We start from the raw sequence: 19,255 nt of genomic DNA, 5'->3' as shown, positions 1-19,255 counted from the left end.
ATTCCGAAAACCTTGCGGTTTCCATAAATTATTCGGTCAGGTGGAGAATATGCCGACAATTTTCAATGCGCAAGCCCGCGCACAACGCAACGGGGCGGTGGCCATGGCACTGCTGCTGGTCTACATCGTCTGGGGCACTACCTATTTCGCCATTGGTATTGCGCTGCAGAGCATGCCGCCACTGCTGATGAATGCCATCCGTTTTTTGTGCGCCGGTAGCGTGATGCTGGTGATTGCGTTGTGGCAAGGCCATGAATTGCCCACGAGGGTGCAATGGCGCAACTCGGCGGTGGTGGGCGGCTGCATGGTGTTTTTGGCCATGAATTTGATGGGCTTTGCGCAAAAGCTCGGCATCGGCTCGGGCCTGATGGCCACGGTGGTCACCACCATGCCCATGTGGTTGGCGCTGTGGTCGCGCTGGGGCGGCGAGCGCGTGCCGTTCACCAGTTGGATTGGCCTGGCGCTGGGCGTGGTGGGCGCACTGCTGCTGGCGCGGGAGGGCGATTTTTCAGCCACCTGGCTCGGTGCGCTGCTGGCCTTTGGTGCTCCGCTGTGCTGGAGCGTGGGCTCGTATGCATCGCGCAAGCTGTCGCTACCCGCGCCCGCCATGGCATCGGCCGCGCAGTGGTTTGCGGGGGGCGCCATGGGGCTGGTGGTGGCGTTGTGGTTTGAGCCTTTGAGCGCCCTGGGCCAGGTCACTGCCAAGTCGTGGGTGGCATGGGTGTACCTGCTGGTGTTTGGCACCTTGGTGGCGCTCAATGCATATCTATGGCTGCTGCAGAACACGTCGGCCGCACTGGCGGGCAGCTATTCGTTTGTGAACCCTGCGGTGGCTTTACTGGTGGGCGTGGCGCTGGGGGGCGAGCTGCTCACGGGCTGGGTGTTTGCCGCGCTGCCGTTGATTGGGGCGGCGCTGGCGTTCATTCTGTACGGGCAAGCGCTGCAGCGGTGGCTGGAAAAGCTCAGTCCGGGATTACAGCGGTTGCTTCAATCTCGATCTTCGCGCGCTCTTCCATAAGCCCCGCCACCTGCACACACGCCATGGCCGGAAAGTTCTTGCCCAGCACCTCACGGTAGACCGCCCCCAGCTCCTTCAAGCGGCTGTTGTATTCGTTGCGGTCGGTCACGTACCAGGTCAGGCGCACCAGGTGCTCGGGGCCCGCGCCGCCAGCCTCCAGCACCGCCCGCACGTTCAGCAGCGTCTGCCTCGTCTGGTCGATGAAGTCGTCGCTCTCAAACTGCTGCTGCGCGTTCCAGCCGATCTGGCCGCCGGTAAAGACCATGGTGCCGCGCGCGGCCACGCCGTTGGCGTAGCCTTTGGGGGTGACCCAGCCTTCGGGCTGCAAAAGGGTGTTTTTCATCGTCATGTTGTTTTTGTGGAAGTGGGCGACGCGGCGGAGGGTGATGCGGCCGCACACTGGCGCAGCTTGAAACGCTGCAGCTTGCCGGTTTCGGTGCGGGGCAGGGCCGTGACGAACTCCACCACGCGCGGGTATTTGAACGGGGCGATGGTGGCTTTCACATGGTCCTGCAGCGTCTTGACCATGGCGGCATCGCCTGTGTGGCCGGGCTTCAAGACGCAGATGGCTTTGACCACCATGCCGCGCTCCTCGTCGGGCACGCCGATCACGCCGCACTCGGCCACGGCCGGGTGGCGCAGCAGGGCGTCTTCCACCTCAGGGCCGCCCACGTTGTAGCCGGCGGTGATGATCATGTCGTCATCGCGTGCCTGGTAGAAAAAGTAGCCGTCAGCGTCTTGCGTGAACGCATCGCCCGGGTAGTTCCAGCCGTCCTTCACGTACTTGGCCTGGCGCGGGTCGTCGAGGTACTTGCAGCCCGTGGGGCCGATCACCGCGAGCTTGCCCACGGTGCCGCGTGGCACTTCACGGCCGTCGTCGTCCACCACCTTGGCGGTGTAGCCGGGCACCACCTTGCCGATGGCGCCGCGCCGGCTCTCACCGCCGGGCGAGGAAATGAAGATGTGGAACATTTCGGTGGCGCCAATGCCGTCCGTCATGTCGAGGCCGGTCGCGTCTTTCCACAGCTGGCGCGTCGCGTCCGGCAGGCCTTCGCCCGCGCTCACGCTGGTGCGCAGCTGGGGCAGGCCGATCTGCTTGGCAAAGGGGGCCATCTGCCGGTAGAAAGTGGGCGCGGTGTAGCAGATGGTCACGCCCGCATCGCGCATCAGGCGCACCATGGTTTCGGGCGTGTAGGGCTGGTCGGGGAAGTACACGCTGGCGCCGGCCCACATCGGAAACACCAGCAAGCCGCCCAGCCCAAAGGTGAACGCCAGCGGTGGCGAGCCCGCCACGATGTCATCGGGCGTGGCCTGGAGTACATGGCGCGGCCAGGCCTCGCAGCCTGCCAGCACATCGCGGTGCGTGTGCACGGCCGCCTTGGGGGAGCCTGTGGTGCCCGAGGTGAACGCCATCAGCGCGATGTCGTCCGCCGACGTGGGGCATGGCGGCGTGGTGCCGGGCTTGCCCTGCGCACGCTGCAGCAGGTCGGCCGCATCGGGCGCGGTGTGAAACGGCACGACGATAGCCAGCACCGGGTGCTGTGTTTGCGCCGTCTGCAGTTCGGCCAGCAGGCGGCCGTCGCACAGCGCCAGCGTAGGCTGGGCGCGGTCGATGATGCTGCCCAGCTCCACCGCGCGCAGCAGCGGCATGGTGGCCACCGCGATCAGCCCCGCGTAGACGGTGCCCAGCCAGGCCAGCGCCATCTCCACCGTGTTGCCGCCGCGCAGCAGCACGCGGTTGCCAGGCACCAGGCCGTGGTCCTGCGTCAGCACCTCGGCAATGCGCGCGGCCTCGGTGCGGGCGTCGCGGTAGGTGTAGGTGCGGTGCGGGCCGCGCAGCAGGGGGCGGTCGATGTGGCCCGCACGTTCGGCCTGGTCGAACAGCGCCTGCACCAGATTGGCCTGGTTGGCGATCTGCAGCTCCGGCAGGTCGTAGCGCAGCGTGGGCCAGGCCTCGGGCGGCGGCAGGCGGTCGTGCACGAAATGGTCGGGCTGGGCGGAGGGGGCTTTCATGCGTTTACTCCTGCAGAACGGCCTTGCCGATGATCAGTTGCTGCACCTCGGTCGCGCCTTCGTAAATGCGCAGCGAGCGGATGTCGCGGTACAGCGATTCGACCTTGCTGCCCACTTCCACGCCGCGCCCGCCGTGCAGCTGCAGCGCCATGTCGATGACGCGCTGGGCGTTTTCAGTGGCGGTCATCTTGGCCATCGCGGCTTCGGCAGTCACGCGCGCCTGGCCCGTGTCGCGCAGCCAGGCCGCGCGGTAGGTGAGCAGCGCGGCGCTGTCCACCAGCGCGGCCATCTCGCCGATCTTGGCTTGGGTGAGCTGGAAGTCCGCCAGCGTCTGGCCGAACATGCGGCGCTGGCGGGCGTGGTGCACGGCCTCGGCCAGTGCGCGGCGCGCCATGCCCAGTGCGGCGGCGGCCACCGATGCGCGGAAGATGTCGAGCGTGCGCATGGCCAGCTTGAAGCCGCCGTTCTCGTCGCCCAGCAGCGCGGTGGCGGGCACGTTGCAGTTGGTGAACTGCAGCGTGGCCAGCGGGTGGGGCGCCATCACATGGATATGGCGCGAGGCGTCCAGGCCCGGCGTGTTCGCATCGACGATGAAGGCGCTGATGCCTCGCGTGCCGCCGCTCGGGTTGGTCTTGGCGAACACGCAGTAGAAGTCGGCGATGCCGCCGTTGCTGATCCAGGTTTTGGTGCCGTTCAAGCAAAAAGTGCCTGTAGCGCTAGTCGAATCTGTGCTGGCAGCTATGGTTTGCATAGCGCCCACATCTGACCCCGCCTCGGGCTCGCTCAGCGCAAACGCTGCAATCAGTTCGCCACGCGCCACGCCTTGCAGGTAGTGCGCCTGCTGCGCGGGGCTACCCGCCAGCGTGATCGCACCGCTGCCCAGTCCTTGCATCGCAAACGCAAAGTCCGCCAGCGGCGAGTGGTAGGCCAGCGTCTCGCGCAGCAGCACCAGCGCGCGCGAGTCGAGCGCCGGCAGCGCGCCGCCGTGCGCGGCGGGCACGCAGTAGCGCAGCCAGCCGCCCGCGCCCAGGCGCTTCACCCAGTCGCGGCAAGCGGCGCGGTCGTCGGTTTCATCGACCTCTTGCGTGGCCGCCCAGGGCACCAGGCCCTCGGCCAGCGCGCGGTGGGCGTCGTCAAAAAAAGGCAGAGCCAGGTGCGCCGTGGAGGGCGGGCAAGGGGCGGGGGGCGTGGCGACATGCATGCATCAATCTCCCTGGAACACGGGCTTTTGCTTGGCGGCGAAGGCCTCGTACGCGCGTCGGAAGTCCTCCGTTTGCATGCAGATAGCCTGCGCCTGTGCCTCGGCCTCGATGGCCTGTTCGATGGTCATGCTCCACTCCTGGCTCAGCATGGTCTTGGTCATGCCATGGGCAAAGGTGGGGCCGTCGGCCAGTGCCCGCGCCGTGGCCTGCACGTTGGCCAGCAGGTCGGCGCTTTCATACAGGTCGTTGAAGAAGCCCCAGGCCAGGCCTTCGTGCGCGGTCATCGCGCGGCCGGTGAACAGCAGTTCGCTGGCGCGACCCTGGCCGATCATGCGGGGCAGCAGCGCGCAGGCGCCCATGTCGGCACCGGCCAGGCCCACGCGGGTGAACAGGAACGCGGTCTTGGTGGCCTCGGTGCCGTAGCGCATGTCGCAGGCCAGCGCCATCATTGCGCCCGCACCGGCGCAGATGCCGTCGATGGCGCCCAGCACGGGCTGTGGGCAGGCGCGCATGGCCTTCACCAGGTCGCCCGTCATGCGCGTGAACTCCAGCAGTTCGGGCATGGTCATGGTGGTCAGCGGGCCGATGATCTCGTGTACATCGCCGCCCGAGCAAAAGTTGCCGCCCGCGCCGGTGACCACGATGGCCTTCACATCGGTGGCAAAGCGCAGCGCGTAGAAGAAGTCGCGCAGCTCGGCATAGCTTTGGAAGGTGAGCGGGTTCTTGCGGTCTGGCCGGTTGAGCGTGACGGTGCCCACGCCATCGGCAAAGCTCCAGGCAAAGTGCTCAGCCACGTAGCTGGCCTGCGGGTTGAACTGCTCGCGCATGGGGTTGCTCGCCCCGATGTAGTGCTTCATTCCGTTGTCTCCAGAGAATTATTTTGTGTGTGTTCCTTGACCTTGCCCAGCAGGCGGTACAAGGTGGCGATGTCGCGCTCGCCCAGCGTGGCGAAGGCTTCGACGATCCATTGCTCGTGCTGGCGCGCCATGGTGTTGAACTGCTCGCGGCCTTGGGGTGTGAGGCGCACCAGGTACGCACGGCGGTCGCCCTCCACGTCCATGCGCTCAACCAGCCCTTCGGCCACCAGCTGGTCGGTGATGCCGGTGATGTTGCCGCTCGTCACCATCATGCGGCGCGAGAGTTCTTTCATCTTCATGCCGTCCGGTGCACGCTCCAGCTGCGCCATCAGGTCGAAGCGCGGCAGCGTGGTGTCGAACTGCGCGCGCAGGTGGCTGCGCACCTGCTTTTCGATGAGCTGGGTGCAGGTGAGCAGGCGCAGCCACAGGCGCAGGGCCTCGGGGTGTTCGCTGGGTGCAGCGCCGTGCAGGCGGGCTTCGAGGTCCATGGTGGCTTACTCGATGGCTGCGGGTTTGCTGGATTCCTGCGCCGGTGCGGCCAGTGCAGCCATCTGCTTTTGCTTGGCGATCTCGCGCAGCATCTGGTCGCGGCCGCTGTGGTATTGCGCGGGCCAGTCGGTGTGCGCTGCGGCCACGGGGCCCAGTTGCGCGGCGGCGTGCAGCGTCCAGGCCGGGTCGGCCAGGTGGGGGCGCGCGATGGCACACAGGTCGGCACGGCCGGCGGCGATGATGCTGTTGGCGTGGTCAGCCTCGGTGATCGCGCCCACCGCCATGGTGGCAATGCCCACCTCGTTGCGGATGCGGTCGGCAAACGGCGTCTGGTACATGCGTCCATACACCGGGCGCGAGTCGCGTGTGGTCTGGCCGGAGGACACGTCGATCAGGTCTGCGCCTGCCGCCTTGAAGAGGCGCGCAATGGCGATGGCGTCGTCGGCAGTATTTCCGTCAGGGAGCCAGTCGTGCGCAGAGATACGCACGCTCAGCGGCTTGTCGGCCGGCCACACGGCGCGCAGCGCGGTCAGCACCTCCAGCGGGTAGCGGCAGCGGTTCTCCAGGCTGCCGCCGTATGCATCGGTACGCTGGTTGGTGGCGGGGCTCAAAAAGCTGGCCAGCAGGTAGCCGTGGGCGCAGTGCAGCTCCAGCCAGTCAAAGCCGCAGGCCACGGCGCGGCGGGCGCTGTCCGCAAAGGCGGCAGTCACGCGGTCCATGTCGGCGCGGGTCATGGCGGCAGGTGTCTGGTTTTGCGCGCCATAGGCGATGGGGCTGGCGGCCAGCAGGGGCCAGTTGCCCGCCTCCAGCGGCTCGTCCGTGCCCTCCCAGCCCACGCGGGTGGAACCCTTGGGGCCGCTGTGGCCGAGCTGCAGGCCGATCTTGGCCGTGCTGCTGCCGTGCACAAAGTTGACAACGCGCGCAAAGGCGGCTTGCTGTGCGTCGTTCCACAGGCCGGGGCAGGCGGGGGTGATGCGACCCTCGGGTGTGGGGCTGGTCATCTCCACCATCACCAGCGCCGCGCCGCCGAGGGCGCGCGCGCCCAGGTGCACCAGGTGAAAGTCCTGCGGCACGCCCTCGACTGCGCTGTAGGTGGCCATGGGCGAGACAACGATGCGGTTCTTGAGCGTGAGGCCTTTGAGCGTGAAGGGCGTGAGCATGGGCGGAATCGCGGCCTTGCCACCCGCGAGCCAGGCCTCGTAGCCCTCCAGCCACGCGGCATCGCGCAGCCGCAGGTTCTCGTGGCTGATGCGCTGGCTGCGCGTGAGCAGCGAGTACGTGAACTGCTCCACGGGCATGCCGGCGTAGCGCGCCACGTTCTCAAACCACTCGGTGCTGTTGCGCGCGGCGTTCTGGATCTTGAGCACCTCCACGCTGCGGCGCGCTTCATAGTGCTGCAGCACTTCGTCGATGGGCAGGCCGGTGGCGAACTCGTTAGCGAGGTCGATGGCGTCTTCCAGTGCGAGCTTGGTGCCGCTGCCAATCGAGAAATGCGCCGTGTGCGCTGCGTCGCCCATCAGCACGATGGGCACCTGCTTGCTGTCGATGGCTTCGCGGTGCACCCAGGTGTTGCAGATCACACGCGGAAAACGGATCCAGTTGGCCGAGCCGCGCAGGTGCGTGGCGTTGCTGATGAGCGCGTTGCCTTCCAAGTATTGGGCAAACAGCTTTTCGCAGAATGCAATGGCCTCGGGCTGCTCCATCTGGTCCAGGCCGTGGGCCTTCCACACGGCCTCGGGCGTTTCGACGATGAAGGTGGAGGTGTCGGCGTCAAACTGGTAGGCGTGGGCCTGGAACCAGCCATGCTCGGTCTGCTCGAAAGCAAACGTAAAAGCGTCGAACTTTTTCTTGGTGCCCAGCCATACGAAGCGGCACTGGCGCAGATCGATGTCTGGCTGGTAGGTGGCTGCGTAGCGGGTGCGGATGCGGCTGTTGAGGCCGTCGCTGGCGATGACCAGGTCGGCGTTGTACTGCGCAGCCAGCGCCTGGTCGTCGACCACGTCGGTTTCGAACACCAGCTCCACGCCCACCGCCAGGCACCGGTCCTGCAGGATGTTGAGCAGGCGCTTGCGGCCAATGCCGCAGAAGCCGTGGCCGGTGGAGCGCACGCTGCGCCCCTTGAAGAACACCTCGATATCGTCCCAGTGGTTGAACGCGTCGCCGATCAGGGCTGCCGTGGGCGCGTCGGCCGCCTGCAGGTTGGCCAGCGTCTGGTCCGACAGCACCACCCCCCATCCGAAGGTGTCGAACGGCCGGTTGCGTTCGACCACCGTGACGCGGTGCGCGGGGGTTTGCTGCTTCATGAGCAGGGCGAAGTAGAGACCGGCGGGCCCACCGCCAATGCAGAGGATGTTCATGCCAAAATAGTTTAGGCTTAAACAAAAAGCTGTCAATGGGGCCTTCCCGGCGAAACCCCTGATGCCATTGCGGGGTGTTGACGCAGTGCAGCAAATTTTTCAAGATGCGCCGCATGAAGCACTTGCTGCACACCTTGGAGGGGCGGCTGGCGGCCTTGCCGGTGCCGATGGCAGTCCAGTTGCCTGCGGGCCAGCAACTGGGCGCGCCCGAGCCCGCCGTCACCTTGCGCTTTCGTGACCGCATGGCACTGGTGGCGCTGGCCACGGGCGAGATCGGCAATGTGGGGGCTGCCATCGTCGAGGGGCGCGTGGCGCTGGAAGGCGGCATGCGCGACCTGATGGCCGCCGCTGCAGGCCTGCTGACCCGCGACCCGGCCCGCGACCAGCACCATGGTTGGTGGCAGAGGGTGCTGGCAAGGGCGCGGTCCATGGCTGCGCATACGCTGGCGCACGACGCGCGCCATGTGCAGTTTCACTACGACCTGTCGGACGACTTCTACGCGCTGTGGCTGGATCCGCGCCGCGTCTACTCGTGCGCCTATTACCGTTCACCGGACCTGACGCTCGCCCAGGCCCAGGAGGCCAAGCTCGACCACATCTGCCGCAAGCTGCAGCTGCAGCCCGGCGACCGGTTCCTGGACATTGGCGCGGGCTGGGGTGGCCTGCTGTTGTGGGCGGCCGAACACTACGGCGTGGATGCCACAGGCATCACGCTGTCGCGCAACCAGCATGCGCATGTGCAGCAGCGCATTGAAGAGCGTGGGCTGCAGGGGCGCGTGCGCATGCAATTGGTGGATTACCGCGAGCTGCAGGTGGAGCAGCCCTTCGACAAGATCGCGTCGGTGGGCATGTTCGAGCATGTGGGCCGCGCACAGATGCTGCGTTACTTTGAAACCGTGGCCCGCCTGCTGCGCCCGGGCGGGCTGGTGCTGAACCACGGCATCACGGCCGGGGGCGCAGACAACGCGCAGCTGGGCGCAGGCATGGGTGACTTTATCGAGCAGTACATCTTCCCCGGCGGCGAGCTTTTGCATGTGAGCGCGGTGTTGCACGACATGGCGCGCGCGGGCCTGGAGATGGTGGACACCGAGAACCTGCGCCCGCACTATGCGCGCACGCTGTGGGCGTGGTCCGACGGGCTCGAAGCCCGATTGCCTGCAGCCCGTGAGGTGCTGGTCGCACAAGGAGGGGAGGAGCAGGGTGATAAGGTCTTGCGTGCGTACCGCCTGTACCTTGCGGGCAGCGCCCTGGGTTTTGAACGTGGCTGGATGGCGCTGCACCAGATGCTGGCCATCAAGCCGGATGGCGACACGGCCAGAGGCCTTTTGTCCGGCGCACAATCGAGCTATCCGTTCACCCGCGACTACATGTATGCGGACCCTGGCAACCTCTTCCGATAGGCCTTGACCATGCTCTACAAATTCAAATCCCGCGCCACCGCCGACCTGATCATGCTCGAACCCCAGGGGCGCCAGATCGTGACCATCATCGGCAAGACACCCGGCGCCAGCGGCATCGTGACCGCTGCCCAGATTCCCGGCGCCATTGCCGCGCTGGAGGCGGCCGTGATCGCCGACGAAGCCCAGCCCGAAGCCCAGGAAAACGATGAGGCCGCGGCTGAAGAAATCAACGAGGCCGTGCGCCTGCGCCAGCGTGCTGCGCCGTTCATCGAGATGCTCAAGCGCAGTGCTGCGGCGGACGTGGATGTGGTGTGGGGTGTGTGACCTGATCGCAGGTGCGTCTGCCGCTCACCAGCCGTTGTCATGCTTGGCTGCGTGCGGTCCGCAGGCGCCGCAGTCCATGCTCGTGCCACGGCTGATGCGGTGGCGCCAACCATCAATCCACCTTGGCCCCCGACGTCTTCACCACCTGCGCCCACTTCTTGTGCTCGTTGTCGATGTGCTTGGCAAATTCGGCCGGGGTGTTGCCGCCGGGGATGGCGCCTTGCGCCAGCAGCCGCTCCTTCATGGCGGGCGTGGCCAGTGACTTGGCGACCTCCTGCTGGATGCGGTTGACGATGTCGGCGGGTGTGCCCGCCGGGGCCAGCAGACCGAACCAGGAGCTGGCCTCGTAGCCCTTGAGTGTGGGGCCGCCCGCTTGCTCCACGGTGGGCACATCGGGCAGTGCGCCCGAGCGCTCGGAGCTGGTCACGGCCAGCGCGGTGAGCTTGCCGGCCTTGATCTGTGCCATGGACGAGGGCAGGTTGTCGAACATCACGTCCGCATTGCCCGCCACCATGTCCATGAGCGCAGGGCCCGAGCCACGGTAGGGCAGGTGCAGCATGAAGGTGCCGGTCATGCTCTTGAACAGCTCGCCGGCCAGATGGATCGACGTGCCGTTGCCGCTGGAGGCCATGTTCATCTTGCCGGGGTTGGCCTTGGCCACCCGGATGAAATCCTGCACGTTGTGAATGCCCTGGGCCTTGGCCTTGTCGGCATTCATCACCATCACATTGGGAACAGCCGCCACCATGGTGATGGGCACAAAGTCCTTGATGGGGTCGTACGGCAGCTTCGCGTACAGCGCACGGTTGATGCCGTGGGTGCCCACGGTGCCCATCAACAGCGTGTAGCCGTCGCCGGGCGACTTGGCGACGATCTCCGCGCCCACATTGCCGCCGGCGCCGGCACGGTTGTCCACGATGAACTGCTGGCCGAAGGCCTTGGACAGCTCGGGCGCCATGGCGCGGGCCAGGATGTCGGTCGTGCCACCGGGCGCAAAGGGCACGACGATGCGCACCGGCTTGGTGGGCCATGCCCCCTGGGCGCGCGCCATGGTGGGCAGCAGCGCCGCCGCGCAGGCCAGTGCCAGCGCACTGGCCGCCAGGGTCAGCGCCTGGCGACGTCGCGCACGAAGTGGGTGCACGGCGACTGTCGCTCCGGATGGGCGAGTGGGGGCGTGGAGGGGAATGCGTGCCATGGAGATCAATCCTTGATGTCGGGGAGAGGAGAAAGGTCTGCCCTGGTTCTACGCGCGTTGGCGCAGTGGGGGCAGATGGATAACCCCAATCCTGTCGGCGCATGGGATTTGCCAGGCGCTATGTCTTGCGCATGGTGCGAGTAACACCCCACCACACACCCATGAAAAAAGCCGCAACGCGGCGGCTTTTTTGGGGGCTGACAGGGCTGCGTTCAGAGCCCTGCCGGGTGCGGGAGCATCAGTCCGCGTAGGTGCCAGCGGCCTTGATGACGGCGCCCCACTTGTCGATCTCAGCCGCCACAAACTTCTTGTGTTCCGGGCCATCGATGCGCTTGTCGGTGATGACCACAGCGCCCAGGGCTTCCTGCTTCTTGATGAACTCAGGGTCCTTCAGCGCGACCTTGAGGGCTTCGTTGATCTTCTTCTGCACATCGGCTGGCGTGCCCTTGGGGGCGTACAGGCCGTGCCAGATGCTCACGTTGAAGTCCTTCAGACCGGATTCGGCCAGGGTGGGCAGGTCCTTGAGCGCGGGCGTGGTCAGGCGCTTGGCGGTGGTCACGGCATAGGCCTTGACCTTCTTGCCTTCGATCTGGCTGGTGGTGTTGGTGGTCTGGTCGCACAGCAGGTCGATCTGGCCGCCGATCAGGTCGGTGATGGCAGGGGCCGTGCCCTTGTAAGGCACATCCGTCATGTCCGTCTGCAGGGCGGACTTGAACATCAGTCCGCACAGGTGCGAGGCCGCGCCCAGGCCCGCGTTGCCCAGGTTGATCTTGCCCTTGTTCTGCTGGATCCAGGCGGTCAACTCCTTGAAGTTGTTGGCGGGCATGGTGGGGCGAGCGATCAGCGTCATGGGCACTTCGTTGACCATGCCCAGGTATTCAAAGTCGTTGGGTACGCTGAACGACAGCTTGCGGTACAGCGCAGGCATGGTGGACATGCCGATGTGGTTGAGCAGCAGCGTGTAGCCATCGGGTGTGGCGCGGGCTACACGGGCGGCACCGATCGAGCTGCCTGCGCCGGCGGTGTTGTCCACCACAACGGTCGCGCCCAAAGGCTTGCGCAGCGCCTCGGCCAGGTCGCGCGCCACGCGGTCGGTGGGGCCACCCGCCGCAAAGGGCACCACCAGGGTGACTGTCTTGTCCTTGGCGGGGAAATCCTGCGCATGGGCGCCAAAGGCGGCCACTGCAGCGGCAGCGACGAGGGCGAGTTTCAGCGTTGTTTTCATGGGGGCTCCTGTAAATGACGGGCCATGATAGCGAGGGGTATTTCCGGCAACATTGCGGATAGTACGTAGCACACAAGCCATATGGTCTTTAAGCCAAAGAGGCCTGTAGCGTAGATATTTATTGGTTTAAATGCTATTCAAAAGATAGCATTTGTAAGGGTAAACACTGCGGTACCCCGGCGCGCAAAGTGGACATGTTTTGCGCTGTCGCAAGGGCTGGCGCGATGTCCTGGCCATTGATGTGCATGCACATCTTTTGGGCGCCAGCATGCGTTGCCGGCGCTGCCAGCACCGGCTCACGCAGCGCTCCTGCGGCCCCTGCGAGAACGTCAGCGGGCTCTCAGGGGCTACTTGTAGCTGCGCGCGTCTTCGATGACCTTGCCATCGTTGGGCAGTGTGCCCGGGGGCACCATCTGCACCTCGCCGCGCAGCTTGGTCACTTCGCGGATGGCGTCGCTGAGCTGGTGGGCCAGGCCCTCGGCGGTTTCGGTGGTCTCCACCTGCAGCACCATCTGGTCGTTGGCCATCTCGCCGCTGACCACGAGCCGAGCGCGCTGCACCTGTGGAAACCGCCGCGCGATGGTGGCGATCTGGCCGGGGTGCACGAACATGCCGCGCACCTTGGTGGTCTGGTCGGCCCGGCCCATCCAGCCCTTGATGCGGGTGTTGGTGCGACCGGTGGGGCACTGGCCCGGCAGCACCGCTGACAGGTCGCCAGTACCAAAGCGGATCAGCGGGTAGTCAGGGTTGAGCGTGGTGATGACCAGCTCGCCCACCTCACCCTCGGGCACGGGGTCGCCCGTGCCGGGACGCACGATCTCGACGATCACGCCTTCATCCAGCACCAGGCCTTCGCGGGCCGAGGTTTCATACGCAATCAGGCCCAGGTCGGCGGTGGCATAGCACTGGTAGCCCGCGATGCCACGCTCGGCAAACCAGTCGCGCAGCGAGGGCGGAAAGGCCTCGCCCGACACCAGGGCCTTGGTGACGGTGGGCAGCGCCACGCCCATCTCTGCAGCCTTCTCGACGATGATTTTCAGAAAACTGGGCGTGCCGATGTAGCCCGCAGGCTTCAGCTCGGCCATGGCCTGCACTTGCTGCTCGGTCTGGCCCGTGCCACCGGGGAAGACGGTGCAGCCCAGCGCGTGGGCGCCAGTTTCCATCATCGAACCCGCAGGCACAAAGTGATAGCTGAAGCTGTTGTGGATCAACTCGCCGCTGCGAAAGCCCGCTGCGTGGATCGCCCGCGCCATGCGCCAGTAGTCCCGACGCGTGCCCTCGGGCTCGTAAATGGTGCCGGGGCTGGCAAAAACCCGGGTCATACCCGGCCCGAAGCCCAGCGCACTGAACCCGCCAAACACGTTGGCCGCACGGCCTGCCTGCTGGCGCTCCAGCAGCTCGTACTTGCGCGTGACGGGCAGCTGCGCCAGGGCTGCGCGGCCGGTGATGGTGGTGGCATCCACACCAGACAGGATGCCGGCAAAAGCGGGCGATGCCTTTTGGGCATGGGCGATCTGCTGCGGCAGCGCAGCCATCAGCGCCGCTTCGCGCTTTGCGGGGCTGCGTGTTTCCAGGGCGTCATAGAACGTGCTCATGCCTGGGTTTCCTTGTGAGGTTGTTTGAGTGAAATATGCCTCTAGCGCTTTTCGATCAAGCGTAAGCAGCTATGAAATTGAGAGTGATTCCGTTCGAGGTCTGAAAAGGAACACGGCCCTGGTCGCCCGCGCTAACCCACCAGCGCACCCGTGGAACTGGCTTTGCCAAGCCACCGGGTGCGTCCCCCTGAGGGGGAAGGCGCGCAGCGCCACAGGGGGCTCCTCAAGCCAACCAGCGCTTGCGCCGCTTGTAGCTTTTGACATCCTTGAAACTCTTGCGCTCGCCGCCGCCCACGCCCAGGTAGAACTCCTTGACGTCCTCGTTGTTGGCCAGGTCGCTTGCGGCGCCGTCCATCACCACGCGGCCGCTTTCCATGATGTAGCCGTAGTCCGAATACTTGAGGGCCATGTTGGTGTTCTGCTCGGCCAGCAGGAAGGTGACCTTCTCCTTGGTGTTCAGGTCTTTCACGATGTTGAACACTTCTTCCACGATCTGTGGGGCCAGGCCCATGGAGGGTTCGTCCAGCAACACCATGCTGGGGTTGGCCATGAGCGCGCGGCCGATGGCGCACATCTGCTGCTCGCCGCCCGAGGTGTAGGCCGCCTGCGAGGTGCGGCGCGTCTTGAGACGTGGGAAGTAGTTGTAGACCTTCTCCAGGTTGGCCGCGATTTCGGCCTTGCTGGTGCGGGTGTAGGAGCCTGTCATCAGGTTCTCTTCGATCGTCAGGTGGGCAAAGCAGTGCCGCCCCTCCATCACCTGCACCACGCCACGCTGCACCAGGTCGGCGGGCGACAGGTTCTCGATGCGCTCGCCACGCAGCTCGATGGAGCCCTTGGTGACCGCGCCGCGCTCCCCCTGCAGCAGGTTGGAGATGGCCCGCAGTGTGGTGGTCTTGCCTGCGCCATTGCCGCCCAGAATGGCCACGATGGAGCCCTCGCGCACCTGCAGCGAGACGCCCTTGAGCACCAGGATCACGTGGTTGTAGATGACCTCGATGCCGTTGACGTTGAGAACGATATTGCTGTTGGAGTCCATGGTGTTGCCTTCCTGTACCAATCCAAAGGGTTGTTGCACAACCCTTTGGATTGGCGGCTGCCAAAGAGGCAACCGCTGTTCATTAGCCCTTAAGACGGTCGCTGACCCGGCCAGTGCCACCGCGCAAGGGCCGCCCCGCCGCGCTGGTGGCGTCCCCCTTCCCGCAGCGCGCAGCGCTAAGAGAGAAGGGGGAAACGGCAAAGCCGCTCAGGGGGATGTGCTTAGCTCTGGCAATCCGCCGCATCCCGGCGCGTCATCTTCTTGTCGGCCAGGTACTTGTCCGCACCTGCCTTGACCATGGGCTTGAGGATCTGCTCATCGGCCTGGTACCAGTCGGACGAGAAGTTCCACTTGCTGCCATCCCAGGTGTGCACGCGCGCCCAGGTGGAGCCCATGTGGTCGGCGCAGCTGGTGGACAGCGGACGCATCACGCCGCCAAAGCCCAGCGCGTCCAGCTTCTTCTGGTCCAGGGCCAGGTTTTCCATGCCCCAGCGCACTTGTTCGCCAGTCATGACCTTGCCCTTGCCAAAACGCTCCTGCGCGCGGCGCACCGATTCAACGGCCAGCATCTGGATGATCACGCCACGGGTGTACAACACCGAGCCCACTTCGTCCTTGGGTCCCGTGCCCTGGCCCTTGTCGTGCACGTTCTTCAGGATGTCCTGGATCACCTTGGGCTGCTGGCCCGAGGTGTTCAGGGCCAGCGCGTTGTAGCCCTTGGCGCCTTCACCCACGTCACGCACATCGGGCTCGGCACCAGCCCACCACACGCCATACATCTTGTCACGGGGGTAGCCGGTGGCCTGGGCTTCCTTCAGGGCGGTGGAGTTCATCACGCCCCAGCCCCACAGCAGCACGTAGTCGGGGCGGCTCTGGCGCACTTGCAGCCAGGTGGCCTTCTGTTCCACGCCAGGGGCTGTCACAGGCAGCATCTGCAGCTCAAAGCCGTGCATCTTGGCGCGCTCCTGCAGCAGCGGGATAGGCTCCTTGCCAAACGGGCTGTCGTGGTACACCAGCGCAATCTTCTTGCCCTTGAGCTTGTCCAGACCGCCGTTGGCCTTGCCAATGTGCTGGATCAGGATGTCGGCGCCGGTCCAGTAGCTGCCCATGAACGGGAAGTTCCACTTGAATGCCTGGCCGTCCTGCGCCACCGACAGGCCGTAGCCCAGCGTCATCAGCGGAATCTTGTCCACGGGGGCTTTTTCGGTCAGCGCAAACGTGATGCCGGTGGCTTGGGGGTCGAACAGCGACACGCCAGGGCGGCTCTTGAGGCGCTCATAGCATTCCACGCCACGGTCCGTGGCGTAGCCCGTCTCACATTCTTCAAAAGTCAGCTTCACACCATTGATGCCGCCGTCGCGGGCATTGATCATCTTGATGTAATCCTGCTTGCCGTTGGCCCATGGCACGCCGTTGGGCGCATAGGGGCCGGTGCGGTACGACAGCAGCGGGAAGAACTGCTCCTTGGCTTGTGCGAAAGCGCTCGTCGCGATGGACGATGCACCGGCAGCAACCACCGCAGCGGCGATCACGATTTTCGAAAGCTTCATGGATGTCTCCTTTGGATGAATGTGTTGAAGCACGGGAAAAAACAGGACAGATAGACAGTTAACGCGGCAATGCGACAGGCACGTATCGGGACTTGCGAGTAAGGGGTTTCCTGCAATGCCGTCCGGTCAATGGGGGAAGGGCCACAGGCGCAGCTTCTGCTTGGCGGTGGACCACAGCTTGGCCAGGCCGTGGGGCTCGACGATGAGGAACCACACGATCAGCGCACCGAAGATCATCAGCTCGGCATGCGAGACGCCCGCCGTGGACACCTCGATGCCAAAGAGCCCCATGAAGGCCGGCAGGAACTGGTTGAGCACGATGGGCAGCACCACGATGAAGGCCGCACCAAAGAAGCCACCCATGATCGAGCCCAGCCCGCCGATGATCACCATGAACAAGAGGCGGAACGATATTTCCACCGAGAAGGCTGCTGGCTCCCACGCGCCCAGGTGCACAAAGGCCCACAGTGCACCGGCCATGCCCACGATGAACGAGCTGACCGCGAACGCGCTGAGCTTGGCGTACATGGGGCGGATGCCGATCACGGCCGCGGCCACGTCCATGTCGCGAATCGCCATCCACTCGCGGCCAATGGCACCACGCACCAGGTTCTTGGCCAGCAGGGCCACGATGACCAGCAACGCCAGGCAGAAAAGGTATTTGCTGGTGGCGCTTTCGATGGGCATGCCCAGCACCTGCAGGTTGTTGACCGACACCGAGCCCGAGTCGGAGTTGTTGGTGAACCACTTGATGCGCAGGAACATCCAGTCGCTGAAGAACTGCGCGGCCAGCGTCGCCACGGCCAGATACAGCCCCTTGACGCGCAGGCTGGGCAGCCCGAACAGGATGCCGAAGAACGTGGCGCACAGGCCGCCCAGGATCAGTGCAGGGATCAGCGGCATGCCTGGAAAGCGCACGAAGAAGTTGTAGGCGCCGTAGGCTCCCACGGCCATGAAGGCGCCCGAGCCCAGCGAGATCTGCCCGCAGTAGCCCACCAGGATGTTCACCCCCAGGGCCGCCAGCGCCATGATGACAAAGGGGATCAGGATGGCGCGGAAGATGTAGTCGCTGGCCAGCATGGGCACGGCGATGAAGGCAATGGCCAGGATGATGCCGATGGCAATGCGATCCTGCGCGATCGGAAAGATCTGCTGATCGGCGCGGTAGCTCGTCTTGAACTGGCCGTTTTCGCGGTAGAGCATGGAAGTCTCCTGTTGTTCTTATGGGTTACACGCGATCGATGATCTTCTCTCCGAACAACCCCTGAGGGCGGAACAGCAAGAACACCAGCGCCAGCACATACGCAAACCAGATCTCGATGCCCCCGCCCACATACGGGCCAAGGTACACCTCCGACAGCTTCTCGCCCACGCCGATGATCAACCCGCCGATGATGGCGCCGGGCACCGAAGTGAGACCGCCCAGGATCACCACGGGCAGCGCACGCAGCGCCACCGTGGTCAGTGAGAACTGCACACCCAGCTTGCTGCCCCAGATCATCCCGGCCACGAGGGCCACGACACCGGCCACGCACCACACGATCACCCAGATGCGGTTGAGCGGAATGCCGATGGACTGGGCGGCCTGGTGGTCGTCGGCCACGGCGCGCAGCGCGCGGCCGGTGGAAGTCTTCTGGAAGAACACCGACAGCAGGGCCACCAGCGCGGCGGCAATGGCGGCGGCAATCACGTCTTCCTTGTTGATCAGGATGCCGCCCTGAAAGAGGCTGTCGAGCATGAAGATCGGCTCCTTGGGCATGCCCACATCGATCTTGTAGATGTCGCTGCCGAACAGCGTCTGGCCCAGGCCTTCCATGAAGTAGGTAATGCCCAGCGTGGCCATGAGCAGCGTGGCGCCCTCCTGGTTCACGAGGTGGCGCAGCACCAGCTTCTCGATCAGCCAGGCCACCACAAACATGATGGCGCCTGCGATCACAAAGGCCGCCAGGTTGGCCACGATGGGGCTGCTGATGCCCGTCCACTTGGGGATCCACTCGGAAAAACGGGCCATGGCCAGCGCTGCGAACAGCACCATGGCGCCCTGTGCAAAGTTGAACACGCCCGAGGCTTTGTAGATCAGCACAAAGCCCAGCGCCACCAGCGAATACAGCATGCCGGCCATCAGGCCGCCGATCAGTGTTTCAAGAAAGAATGCCATGTTGTCTTCTCCTGATCAGTGCGAGGTGCCGAGATAGGCACTGATCACGTCTTCGTTGCTGCGCACTTCGTCGGGGCTGCCGTCGCCGATCTTCTTGCCGTAGTCCAGCACCACCACGCGGTCGCTGATGTCCATCACCACGCCCATGTCGTGTTCGATCAGCACGATGGTGGTGCCGAACTCGTCGTTCACGTCCAGGATGAAGCGGCACATGTCCTGCTTTTCTTCCACGTTCATGCCGGCCATGGGCTCGTCCAGCAGCAGCACCTGCGGCTCCATGGCCAGGGCGCGGCCCAGGTCCACGCGCTTTTGCAGGCCGTAGGGCAGCTGGCCCACGGGTGTCTTGCGGTAGGCCTGGATTTCCAGGAAGTCAATGATGTGCTCGACGTATTCGCGGTGGCGGATTTCCTCGCGCTCGGCCGGGCCGATGCGCAGCGCCTGCATCAGCAGGTTGCTTTTGATCTTGAGGTTGCGGCCGGTCATGATGTTGTCGATCACGCTCATGCCCTTGAACAGCGCCAGGTTCTGGAACGTGCGCGCCACGCCCATCTCGGCCACCTGGCGCGAGTTCATGTGGTCAAACGTCTTGCCCCGGAAGGTGATGGAGCCCTCGGACGGCGTGTACACGCCGTTGATGCAGTTGAGCATGGAGCTTTTGCCTGCGCCGTTGGGGCCGATGATGGCGCGGATCTCATGCTCCTTGACGTTAAAGGAGATGTCGGTGAGCGCCTTCACGCCGCCAAACCGGAGGCTGATGTTCTTGACGTCGAGGATGACGTCGCCGATCTTTTTAGTGGTCATGGTGGGGGGCTTCTCCAGCGGGTAGAGCGCGGGCT

The 19,255-nt window shown here is 65.1% G+C and carries 17 protein-coding genes; 3 read left to right on the top strand and 14 right to left on the bottom strand.

Annotated elements, in window-relative coordinates; translation table 11 throughout:
• Positions 1 to 49 precede the first annotated feature (49 nt).
• Positions 50 to 1,018, top strand: a complete 969-nt coding sequence (locus tag AC07X4_RS14935; RefSeq protein ID WP_494740517.1) for an EamA family transporter — start codon at positions 50 to 52, stop codon at positions 1,016 to 1,018.
• Here the strand turns inward: AC07X4_RS14935 and AC07X4_RS14930 are convergent.
• From AC07X4_RS14930 to AC07X4_RS14905, 6 genes are read right to left on the bottom strand one after another with little or no spacing between them, the layout of a single operon-like run.
• On the bottom strand, positions 963 to 1,361 hold the full coding sequence (locus AC07X4_RS14930; protein WP_055400021.1) for a RidA family protein: 399 nt from the start codon (positions 1,359 to 1,361) through the stop codon (positions 963 to 965). The two genes, AC07X4_RS14935 and AC07X4_RS14930, sit on opposite strands and share 56 nt — an antisense overlap.
• A 2-nt stretch (positions 1,362 to 1,363) precedes the next feature.
• Entirely contained in the window at positions 1,364 to 3,031 is a 1,668-nt protein-coding gene (locus tag AC07X4_RS14925) for an AMP-binding protein (RefSeq protein ID WP_494740516.1), read from the bottom strand.
• A 4-nt stretch (positions 3,032 to 3,035) separates the two neighbouring features.
• Positions 3,036 to 4,232: an acyl-CoA dehydrogenase family protein gene (locus AC07X4_RS14920; protein WP_494740515.1), complete on the bottom strand. Its 1,197-nt coding sequence runs from the start codon at positions 4,230 to 4,232 to the stop codon at positions 3,036 to 3,038.
• Between the two features lie 3 nt (positions 4,233 to 4,235).
• The gene (locus AC07X4_RS14915) at positions 4,236 to 5,090 is read right to left on the bottom strand and encodes an enoyl-CoA hydratase family protein (RefSeq protein WP_015012340.1); all 855 of its coding nucleotides are present in this window, start codon (positions 5,088 to 5,090) and stop codon (positions 4,236 to 4,238) included.
• Entirely contained in the window at positions 5,087 to 5,578 is a 492-nt protein-coding gene (locus tag AC07X4_RS14910; RefSeq protein WP_228897525.1) for a MarR family winged helix-turn-helix transcriptional regulator, read from the bottom strand. Before AC07X4_RS14910 ends, AC07X4_RS14915 begins: the two co-directional genes overlap by 4 nt.
• 6 nt (positions 5,579 to 5,584) lie before the next feature.
• Positions 5,585 to 7,936: a bifunctional salicylyl-CoA 5-hydroxylase/oxidoreductase gene (locus tag AC07X4_RS14905; protein ID WP_494740514.1), complete on the bottom strand. Its 2,352-nt coding sequence runs from the start codon at positions 7,934 to 7,936 to the stop codon at positions 5,585 to 5,587.
• 113 nt (positions 7,937 to 8,049) lie between these two features.
• Here AC07X4_RS14905 and AC07X4_RS14900 point away from each other — a divergent pair, with 113 nt between their 5' ends.
• Complete coding sequence (locus AC07X4_RS14900; protein WP_494740513.1) at positions 8,050 to 9,336, top strand: class I SAM-dependent methyltransferase; 1,287 nt, start codon at positions 8,050 to 8,052, stop codon at positions 9,334 to 9,336.
• Positions 9,337 to 9,345: 9 nt separating this feature from the next.
• The gene (locus AC07X4_RS14895; RefSeq protein WP_056059719.1) at positions 9,346 to 9,660 is read left to right on the top strand and encodes a DUF1840 domain-containing protein; all 315 of its coding nucleotides are present in this window, start codon (positions 9,346 to 9,348) and stop codon (positions 9,658 to 9,660) included.
• Between the two features lie 112 nt (positions 9,661 to 9,772).
• Here the strand turns inward: AC07X4_RS14895 and AC07X4_RS14890 are convergent, their stop codons facing one another.
• The 8 genes from AC07X4_RS14890 to AC07X4_RS14855 all read right to left on the bottom strand — a co-directional run bounded on the left by AC07X4_RS14890 (position 9,773) and on the right by AC07X4_RS14855 (position 19,220).
• The gene (locus tag AC07X4_RS14890) at positions 9,773 to 10,846 is read right to left on the bottom strand and encodes a Bug family tripartite tricarboxylate transporter substrate binding protein (protein WP_369804342.1); all 1,074 of its coding nucleotides are present in this window, start codon (positions 10,844 to 10,846) and stop codon (positions 9,773 to 9,775) included.
• A 247-nt stretch (positions 10,847 to 11,093) separates the two neighbouring features.
• A complete protein-coding gene (locus AC07X4_RS14885; RefSeq protein ID WP_056059714.1) occupies positions 11,094 to 12,080 on the bottom strand; it encodes a tripartite tricarboxylate transporter substrate-binding protein in 987 nt (328 codons plus the stop codon).
• A gap of 347 nt (positions 12,081 to 12,427) precedes the next feature.
• Positions 12,428 to 13,675: a phenylacetate--CoA ligase family protein gene (locus AC07X4_RS14880; protein WP_494740512.1), complete on the bottom strand. Its 1,248-nt coding sequence runs from the start codon at positions 13,673 to 13,675 to the stop codon at positions 12,428 to 12,430.
• A 223-nt stretch (positions 13,676 to 13,898) separates the two neighbouring features.
• Complete coding sequence (locus AC07X4_RS14875; protein WP_056060067.1) at positions 13,899 to 14,711, bottom strand: ABC transporter ATP-binding protein; 813 nt, start codon at positions 14,709 to 14,711, stop codon at positions 13,899 to 13,901.
• Between the two features lie 221 nt (positions 14,712 to 14,932).
• Positions 14,933 to 16,261: an ABC transporter substrate-binding protein gene (locus AC07X4_RS14870; RefSeq protein WP_056059709.1), complete on the bottom strand. Its 1,329-nt coding sequence runs from the start codon at positions 16,259 to 16,261 to the stop codon at positions 14,933 to 14,935.
• 126 nt (positions 16,262 to 16,387) lie between these two features.
• Complete coding sequence (locus AC07X4_RS14865; RefSeq protein WP_056059708.1) at positions 16,388 to 17,464, bottom strand: branched-chain amino acid ABC transporter permease; 1,077 nt, start codon at positions 17,462 to 17,464, stop codon at positions 16,388 to 16,390.
• 25 nt (positions 17,465 to 17,489) lie between these two features.
• On the bottom strand, positions 17,490 to 18,419 hold the full coding sequence (locus tag AC07X4_RS14860; RefSeq protein WP_494740511.1) for a branched-chain amino acid ABC transporter permease: 930 nt from the start codon (positions 18,417 to 18,419) through the stop codon (positions 17,490 to 17,492).
• 15 nt (positions 18,420 to 18,434) lie between these two features.
• On the bottom strand, positions 18,435 to 19,220 hold the full coding sequence (locus tag AC07X4_RS14855; protein ID WP_056060064.1) for an ABC transporter ATP-binding protein: 786 nt from the start codon (positions 19,218 to 19,220) through the stop codon (positions 18,435 to 18,437).
• Positions 19,221 to 19,255 lie beyond the last annotated feature (35 nt).

It is taken from the genome of Acidovorax sp. GW460-11-11-14-LB4 (assembly GCF_059423685.1).
Note: the sequence above shows the minus strand (reverse complement) of the source record. Positions and strands in the feature narration are given on the sequence as shown.

What these genes read in the sequence shown, in the direction of transcription:
- AC07X4_RS14935 (WP_494740517.1), top strand. Translation starts at nt 50, where the DNA reads ATGCCGACAATTTTCAATGCGCAAGCCCGCGCACAACGCAACGGGGCG.
- AC07X4_RS14930 (WP_055400021.1), bottom strand. Translation starts at nt 1,361, where the DNA reads ATGAAAAACACCCTTTTGCAGCCCGAAGGCTGGGTCACCCCCAAAGGC.
- AC07X4_RS14925 (WP_494740516.1), bottom strand. Translation starts at nt 3,031, where the DNA reads ATGAAAGCCCCCTCCGCCCAGCCCGACCATTTCGTGCACGACCGCCTG.
- AC07X4_RS14920 (WP_494740515.1), bottom strand. Translation starts at nt 4,232, where the DNA reads ATGCATGTCGCCACGCCCCCCGCCCCTTGCCCGCCCTCCACGGCGCAC.
- AC07X4_RS14915 (WP_015012340.1), bottom strand. Translation starts at nt 5,090, where the DNA reads ATGAAGCACTACATCGGGGCGAGCAACCCCATGCGCGAGCAGTTCAAC.
- AC07X4_RS14910 (WP_228897525.1), bottom strand. Translation starts at nt 5,578, where the DNA reads ATGGACCTCGAAGCCCGCCTGCACGGCGCTGCACCCAGCGAACACCCC.
- AC07X4_RS14905 (WP_494740514.1), bottom strand. Translation starts at nt 7,936, where the DNA reads ATGAACATCCTCTGCATTGGCGGTGGGCCCGCCGGTCTCTACTTCGCC.
- AC07X4_RS14900 (WP_494740513.1), top strand. Translation starts at nt 8,050, where the DNA reads ATGAAGCACTTGCTGCACACCTTGGAGGGGCGGCTGGCGGCCTTGCCG.
- AC07X4_RS14895 (WP_056059719.1), top strand. Translation starts at nt 9,346, where the DNA reads ATGCTCTACAAATTCAAATCCCGCGCCACCGCCGACCTGATCATGCTC.
- AC07X4_RS14885 (WP_056059714.1), bottom strand. Translation starts at nt 12,080, where the DNA reads ATGAAAACAACGCTGAAACTCGCCCTCGTCGCTGCCGCTGCAGTGGCC.
- AC07X4_RS14880 (WP_494740512.1), bottom strand. Translation starts at nt 13,675, where the DNA reads ATGAGCACGTTCTATGACGCCCTGGAAACACGCAGCCCCGCAAAGCGC.
- AC07X4_RS14875 (WP_056060067.1), bottom strand. Translation starts at nt 14,711, where the DNA reads ATGGACTCCAACAGCAATATCGTTCTCAACGTCAACGGCATCGAGGTC.
- AC07X4_RS14870 (WP_056059709.1), bottom strand. Translation starts at nt 16,261, where the DNA reads ATGAAGCTTTCGAAAATCGTGATCGCCGCTGCGGTGGTTGCTGCCGGT.
- AC07X4_RS14865 (WP_056059708.1), bottom strand. Translation starts at nt 17,464, where the DNA reads ATGCTCTACCGCGAAAACGGCCAGTTCAAGACGAGCTACCGCGCCGAT.
- AC07X4_RS14860 (WP_494740511.1), bottom strand. Translation starts at nt 18,419, where the DNA reads ATGGCATTCTTTCTTGAAACACTGATCGGCGGCCTGATGGCCGGCATG.
- AC07X4_RS14855 (WP_056060064.1), bottom strand. Translation starts at nt 19,220, where the DNA reads ATGACCACTAAAAAGATCGGCGACGTCATCCTCGACGTCAAGAACATC.